Genomic DNA, 7,915 nt, shown 5'->3' on the forward strand with positions numbered 1-7,915 from the left:
GTTTCGGGCCCCGCCGTGACCGTGCCGCGAATGAGGCGGGTCTGAAGACCCGCCCCCCAATTTTATCCGCGCGGGCAGGGGCGTTGGCCCCGCCTTAGCGCAAACCTGGAGACGGCCATGAACCAAGAGGTCATGAATCTCTTCAACCCCGTAGCGCAGCCGCAGACCTTCGATCAGATCAAGATCTCGATTGCTTCGCCGGAAAAGATTCTTTCGTGGTCCTACGGCGAGATCAAGAAGCCTGAGACCATCAATTACCGCACGTTCAAGCCCGAGCGTGACGGCCTGTTCTGCGCGCGCATCTTCGGACCGATCAAGGACTACGAATGCTTGTGCGGCAAGTACAAGCGCATGAAGTACAAGGGCGTCATCTGCGAGAAGTGCGGCGTGGAAGTCACGCTGTCGCGCGTCCGCCGTGAGCGCATGGGCCACATCGAGCTCGCCGCGCCCGTCGCCCATATCTGGTTCCTGAAGTCGCTGCCTAGCCGCATCGGCCTGTTGATGGACATGACGCTCAAGGATCTCGAGCGCATCCTGTACTTCGAATATTACGTCGTGATCGAGCCCGGCCTCACCCCGCTGAAGGAGCGTCAGCTCCTCTCCGAGGACGAGTATGCGCGCGCCCAGGACGAGTATGGCGAGGACTCGTTCACCGCCATGATCGGCGCCGAGGCCATCCGCGAGATGCTGCGCGCCATGGATCTGGAGAAGATCGCGGCGGACCTGCGCGTCGAGATCGCCGAGTCCACCTCGGAGCTCAAGCCCAAGAAGCTCGCCAAGCGCCTGAAGATCATCGAGGCCTTCATCCAGTCGGGCAACAAGCCCGAATGGATGATCCTGACGGCCGTGCCGGTGATCCCGCCGGATCTGCGTCCGCTCGTGCCGCTGGATGGCGGCCGCTTCGCGACCTCGGACCTGAACGATCTCTATCGCCGCGTCATCAACCGCAACAACCGCTTGAAGCGGCTGATCGAGCTGCGTGCGCCCGACATCATCATCCGCAACGAAAAGCGCATGCTGCAGGAAGCTGTGGACGCGCTCTTCGACAACGGCCGCCGCGGCCGCGTCATCACGGGCGCCAACAAGCGTCCGTTGAAGTCGCTGTCCGACATGCTGAAGGGCAAGCAGGGCCGCTTCCGCCAGAACCTGCTCGGCAAGCGCGTCGACTATTCCGGCCGTTCGGTGATCGTCGTCGGTCCCGAGCTGAAGCTACATCAGTGCGGCCTGCCCAAGAAGATGGCGCTGGAGCTGTTCAAGCCCTTCATTTATTCGCGCCTCGACGCGAAGGGCCTGTCGGCGACCGTCAAGCAGGCCAAGAAGCTGGTCGAGAAGGAAAAGCCGGAAGTCTGGGATATCCTCGACGAGGTCATCCGTGAGCATCCGGTGCTGCTCAACCGCGCTCCGACGCTGCACCGTCTCGGCATCCAGGCCTTCGAGCCGGTGCTGATCGAAGGCAAGGCCATCCAGCTGCATCCGCTGGTCTGCACTGCCTTCAACGCGGACTTCGACGGTGACCAGATGGCCGTGCACGTCCCGCTGTCGCTCGAAGCGCAGCTGGAAGCGCGCGTCCTGATGATGTCGACCAACAACATCCTGCATCCGGCCAACGGTCAGCCGATCATCGTGCCGTCGCAGGACGTCGTGCTGGGTCTGTATTACGTGACGCTGATGTCGGACGGCGAGCCCGGACAGGGCATGGTGTTCGGCAATATCGGCGAACTCGATCACGCGCTCGACAACAAGGTCATCACGCTGCACTCCAAGATCAAGTGGCGCTGGAAGGGCGTCGATGCCGAGGGCAACGAGGTCAGCAAGATCTATGATACCACGCCCGGCCGCGTGAAGCTGGCCGAGCTGCTGCCGAAAAATCCGAAGATCCCCTTCGACGCTGCCAACAACCTGATGACGAAGAAGGCGATCTCCGCCCTCATCGACGTCGTCTATCGTAATGTCGGCCAGAAGGAAGCGGTCATCTTCTGCGACCGCATCATGACGCTTGGCTTCTCCAACGCCTTCAAGGCGGGCATTTCCTTCGGCAAGGACGACATCGTCGTGCCGGATAACAAGTGGAAGATCGTCGCCGAGACCGACGCTTTGGCGAAGGACTATGAGCAGCAGTACAATGACGGCCTGATCACCCAGGGCGAAAAGTACAACAAGGTTGTCGACGCCTGGGCCAAGTGCGCCGATCGCCTCGCCAAGGAGATGATGGATCGCATTTCGGCGGTGAAGAAGGACGAGAGCGGCCGCGACAAGCCGATCAACTCCATCTACATGATGGCGCACTCCTCGGCTCGTGGTTCGCCTGCCCAGATGCGCCAGCTCGGCGCCATGCGCGGCCTGATGGCCAAGCCGTCGGGCGAGATCATCGAGACGCCGATCATCTCGAACTTCAAGGAAGGCCTGACCGTGCTCGAGTACTTCAACTCGACCCACGGCGCCCGTAAGGGTCTGGCCGACACCGCCTTGAAGACGGCGAACTCGGGGTACCTGACCCGTCGTCTCGTCGACGTCGCCCAGGACTCGATCATCACTGAGATCGATTGCGGTTCGGAAGGCGGCATCGGCGTGCGTGCGATCGTCGATGCGGGCCAGGTCGTGGCTTCGCTCGGCATTCGTGTCCTCGGTCGTACCGCGGCCGAGAACATCACCGACCCCTCGACCGGCACCATCATCGTGCCGAAGGGTGAGATGATCGACGAGAAGGCGGTCGACCTGATCAGTGCTTCGGGCCTGCAGGAGATCAAGATCCGTTCGGTGCTCACCTGCGAGACAAAGAACGGCGTCTGCGCCACCTGCTATGGCCGCGACCTGGCGCGCGGCACGCGCGTCAACATGGGCGAGGCCGTCGGTGTCATCGCGGCGCAGTCGATCGGTGAACCGGGCACGCAGCTTACCATGCGTACCTTCCACATCGGCGGCGCGGCGCAGATCAACGAGCAGTCGAACATCGAGTCGACCTTCGAGGGTACGGTCAAGATCCGCAACCGCACCGTCGTGCGCAATTCGGATGGTGAGCTGATCGCCATGGCCCGTAACCTGGCTGTCGTCGTCCTCGACCATGACGGCACGGAGCGTTCGGTCAACCGCGTCCCCTACGGTGCCCGCATCAAGGTGGACGACGGCGACAAGATCAAGCGCGGCCAGCGCATTGCCGAGTGGGATCCCTATACCCGCCCGGTGATCACCGAACTCGACGGCGTGATCGGCTATGAGGATCTGGTCGATGGCATCTCGGTCAACGAGAGCGCCGACGAGTCGACCGGCATCACCAAGCGCGTCGTCTCCGACTGGCGGACCTCGAGCCGCTCGGCGGATCTGCGTCCGGCCCTGGTGATCAAGGGTGGTGATGGCAAGATCGCCAAGCTGTCGCGTGGCGGCGACGCCCGCTACTTCCTGGCGGCTGAATCCGTCATCTCGGTCGACCCCGGCTCGAAGGTGAATGCTGGCGACGTCATTGCCCGCGTGCCGCTGGAAAGCGCCAAGACCCGCGACATCACGGGCGGTCTGCCGCGCGTGGCGGAGCTGTTCGAGGCCCGTCGTCCGAAGGATGCGGCGATCATCGCCGAGATCACCGGCACGATCCAGTTCGGCCGCGACTACAAGAACAAGCGTCGTCTCGTGATCCAGCCGCATGAGGCTGATCAGGAGCCGGTCGAGTATCTGATCCCGAAGGGCAAGCACATCCATCTCCAGGACGGCGACGTCGTCGAGAAGGGTGACTTCATCGTCGACGGCAACCCGGCCCCGCATGATATTCTGGCGGTCAAGGGCGTCGAGGAACTGGCGGCCTACCTGGTCAACGAGATCCAGGAAGTCTACCGCCTGCAGGGCGTGCAGATTAACGACAAGCACATCGAAGTGATCGTCCGGCAGATGCTGCAGAAGATCGAGATCACCGACGCCGGTGAGACCGAGTTTCTGCCCAGCGAGCAGGTCGACCGCATCGAGTTCGAGGCGGCCAACCTCAAGGCTGTCGAAGAAGGCCGCAAGCCCGCAGTCGGCCATCCGGTGCTGCTCGGTATCACCAAGGCTTCGTTGCAGACGCGTTCGTTCATCTCGGCCGCCTCGTTCCAGGAGACCACCCGCGTGCTCACCGAAGCTGCCGTCAACGGCAAGTCGGACACGTTGGAGGGCCTCAAGGAGAATGTCATCGTCGGCCGTCTCATCCCGGCCGGCACCGGCGCCCAGATCGCGCGAGTCCGCGAGATCGCCAAGCGCCGCGACGACCTCATCCTGCAGCAGAAGCAGGCCGAGGCCGGCGTTCCCGCCGCACCGGCAGGCGATGCCGAAGTGGTGGCTCTGCCCGCGGCGGAGTAGGAAAATTCAACCGAACGGTTGAATGGAAGGGCGGCTCGCAAGGGCCGCCCTTTCGTCTTTGAGGCAGGCGTGCTCGTGGCGGAGGAGGGGAGTCTCTCCGGCTTCAAGCCATGCAAAACGGCAAAGGGGCTATGCAGAAGCTCCTACCGTCGCCAAAACCGCATTTATTGGCGATTTTGACACGCTTCGTGCTTGACGACAGGCGAGTCGGCAGTTAAAGACCACCTCACTTTCAGGGCGGGCCGTAAGACGTATTGTTCCTGCAGTCGACAAGACGCGGAACTGAGTTCTTAAACGCTGCCTCCGGACTACCAGACACAGTTCCGGTCATGATCGTCACGCCCTGCGTTACGATCCTCTGTGGGTGTCGCGCTTGCATCCCTCAAAAGGGAAGCTGGCGCGGTTTCGTTTTGCGTGGTTGTTCACGCAGGGCAAAGCAGTGCGTTCGTAAGGGCGTACTAATCGATGTTGAAGGGCGAACGATGCCAACCATTAGCCAGCTGATCCGCAAGCCGCGCGAACCGAAAGTGTATCGCGAGAAGGCGCGCCACCTGGAAGCATGCCCGCAGAAGCGCGGTGTGTGCACTCGCGTGTATACGACGACCCCGAAGAAGCCGAACTCGGCTTTGCGTAAGGTTGCCAAGGTGCGTCTCACCAATGGCTTCGAGGTCATCGGCTACATCCCCGGCGAAGGCCATAACCTTCAGGAGCATTCCGTGGTCATGATCCGCGGCGGCCGCGTGAAGGACTTGCCCGGCGTCCGCTATCACATTCTCCGCGGTGTTCTCGATACCCAGGGTGTCAAGAACCGTAAGCAGCGTCGTTCGAAGTACGGCGCGAAGCGTCCGAAGTAAGGGAAGATTTCACCATGTCCCGTCGCCATCGTGCAGAAAAGCGTGAGATCATTCCGGATCCGAAGTTCGGTGATCTCGTCGTGACCAAGTTCATGAATGCCATCATGTATGATGGCAAGAAGTCGGTTGCCGAAAAGATCGTCTACGACGCTTTCGACACCATTGAAGCCAAGGCCAAGCAGAGCCCGATCACGGTGTTCCAGACGGCCTTGTCGAATGTCGCTCCGGCGATCGAAGTTCGCTCTCGCCGCGTCGGTGGTGCGACCTATCAGGTCCCGGTCGAAGTTCGCCCGGAGCGCCGCCAGGCTCTCGCCATCCGTTGGATCCTCAGCGCGGCCCGCAACCGCAACGAGAAGACCATGGAAGAGAAGCTGTCGGGCGAGCTGCTCGACGCCTCCAACAACCGCGGCAACGCCGTGAAGAAACGCGAAGACACGCACCGGATGGCCGAGGCCAACCGCGCCTTCTCGCATTACCGCTGGTAAGGCTGGAAGCAGGATCGAGGATCACACGATGGCCCGTACGCACGCGATCGAGGACTACCGCAATTTTGGTATTATGGCGCACATCGACGCCGGTAAGACCACGACGACCGAGCGGATCCTTTACTACACCGGCAAGTCCCACAAGATCGGCGAAGTCCATGACGGCGCCGCCACGATGGACTTCATGACCCAGGAGCAGGAGCGCGGCATCACGATTACGTCCGCCGCGACGACCGCTCTGTGGGCTGGCAAGCGCCTCAACATCATCGACACCCCCGGCCACGTCGACTTCACCATCGAAGTCGAACGTTCGCTGCGTGTGCTTGACGGTGCCGTCTGCGTGCTCGACTCCAACCAGGGCGTCGAGCCTCAGACCGAGACTGTCTGGCGCCAGGGTGACAAGTACAAGGTTCCGCGTATCGTCTTCGCCAACAAGATGGATAAGACGGGCGCTGACTTCTACAAGTGCCTCGACGACATCGTGAAGCGCCTCGGCGCCAAGCCGATCGCCATTCAGCTGCCGATCGGTTCGGAGTCGAACTTCAAGGGCATCATCGATCTCGTTCGCATGAAGGCCGTGATCTGGTCGGGTGAATCGCTGGGCGCCGAATTCGACGCCAACCTGCCGATCCCGGAAGACATGGTCGAGAAGGCCAACGAGTACCGCAACATGCTCATCGAAGCTGCTGTGGAACTCGATGACGACGCTCTCGCCGCCTTCTTCGACGGCCAGGAGCCGGACGAAGCAACCTTGAAGCGCCTGATCCGCAAGGCCGTCCTCACCGGCGCCTTCTATCCTGTGCTTGCTGGTTCTGCCTTCAAGAACAAGGGCGTGCAGACGCTTCTTGATGCGGTGGTCGACTATCTGCCGTCGCCGGTGGACGTGCCCGCCATCAAGGGCATCGACCCCAAGACCGAAGAAGAGGTCGAGCGCAAGTCCTCGGACGCCGAGCCGCTTTCGCTCCTTGGCTTCAAGATCATGGACGACCAGTATGGCGTCCTGACCTTCTGCCGCATCTATTCGGGCAAGCTCGAGAAGGGCGTTTCGCTGCTCAACTCCAGCCGCGAGAAGAGCGAGCGCGTTGGCCGCATGGTGCTCATGCACGCCAACAACCGCGAGGAAATCGCCGAAGCCTATGCCGGCGACATCGTCGCTCTGGTCGGCCTCAAGGATACCCGCACCGGCGATACGCTGTGCGACCCCGCGCATCCGGTCATCCTGGAGCGTATGGAATTCCCTGAGCCGGTCATCGAAATGGCGATCGAGCCCAAGACCAAGGCCGACCAGGAAAAGATGGCGCTGGCCCTGATCAAGCTCGCTTCGGAGGACCCCTCCTTCCGCGTGTCGACCGACCAGGAATCCGGCCAGACCATCATCAAGGGCATGGGCGAACTCCACCTCGACATCAAGGTCGACATTCTGCGTCGCACCCATAAGGTCGAGGTCAATGTCGGCGCGCCGCAGGTGGCCTTCCGTGAGAAGATCACCAAGCGGGCCGAGATCGACTACACGCACAAGAAGCAGACCGGCGGTACCGGCCAGTTCGCTCGCGTCAAGTTCATCGTCGAGCCGAACGAGCCCGGCAAGGGCTTCGAGTTCGAGTCGAAGATCATTGGCGGTTCGGTGCCGAAGGAATATATCCCCGGCGTCGAAAAGGGCCTCAACTCGGTTCTGGGCGCGGGCATCGTTGCCGGCTTCCCGGTGGTCGACGTCAAGGTGACGCTGATCGATGGTGCCTTCCACGAAGTCGACTCGTCGGCACTCGCCTTCGAAATCGCCTCGCGTGCGGCCTTCCGTGAAGCCCTGCAGAAGGGCGGTTCGGTTCTGCTTGAGCCGATCATGAAGGTCGAGGTCGTGACTCCGGAAGAATATACCGGCTCGGTCATCGGCGATCTCAACTCCCGGCGTGGACAGATCCAGGGCCAGGACATGCGCGGCAACGCGAATGTCGTGAATGCCATGGTTCCGCTCATGAACATGTTCGGCTACGTCAACCAGCTGCGCTCCTTCACCCAGGGCCGCGCCAGCTACACGATGCAGTTCGATCATTACGAACAGGCGCCGTCCAACGTCGCTGCTGAAATCCAGGCGAAGTACGCCTGATCCCCTTGATTTGAGTTTCATCCGCCGTTTCGGCGACAGGTGAAGGAGGCCCCGATGGCCAAAGAGAAATTTGAACGCAACAAGCCGCACTGCAACATCGGCACGATTGGTCACGTTGACCATGGCAAGACGTCGCTGACGGCGGCGATCAC

Annotated in this window: 5 protein-coding genes; all 5 read left to right on the forward strand. The window is 61.7% G+C overall.

Annotated elements, in window-relative coordinates; all coding sequences use genetic code 11:
- Positions 1-117 precede the first annotated feature (117 nt).
- Positions 118-4,320, forward strand: a complete 4,203-nt coding sequence (gene rpoC / locus BA190_RS34350; RefSeq protein WP_068299559.1) for a DNA-directed RNA polymerase subunit beta' — start codon at positions 118-120, stop codon at positions 4,318-4,320.
- Between the two features lie 482 nt (positions 4,321-4,802).
- Positions 4,803-5,174, forward strand: coding sequence for a 30S ribosomal protein S12 (gene rpsL / locus BA190_RS34355; protein WP_068299562.1), 372 nt, complete (start codon positions 4,803-4,805; stop codon positions 5,172-5,174).
- A 14-nt stretch (positions 5,175-5,188) separates the two neighbouring features.
- Positions 5,189-5,659: a 30S ribosomal protein S7 gene (rpsG, locus tag BA190_RS34360; RefSeq protein ID WP_068299564.1), complete on the forward strand. Its 471-nt coding sequence runs from the start codon at positions 5,189-5,191 to the stop codon at positions 5,657-5,659.
- Between the two features lie 28 nt (positions 5,660-5,687).
- On the forward strand, positions 5,688-7,763 hold the full coding sequence (gene fusA / locus BA190_RS34365) for an elongation factor G (protein WP_068299571.1): 2,076 nt from the start codon (positions 5,688-5,690) through the stop codon (positions 7,761-7,763).
- Between the two features lie 54 nt (positions 7,764-7,817).
- A partial coding sequence (locus tag BA190_RS36375) for a GTP-binding protein (protein WP_245314711.1) occupies positions 7,818-7,915 on the forward strand: 98 nt, incomplete at its 3' end.

This window comes from Labrys sp. WJW, from assembly GCF_001676615.1.
GTDB classification, from domain to species: Bacteria; Pseudomonadota; Alphaproteobacteria; order Rhizobiales; family Labraceae; genus Labrys; species Labrys sedimenti.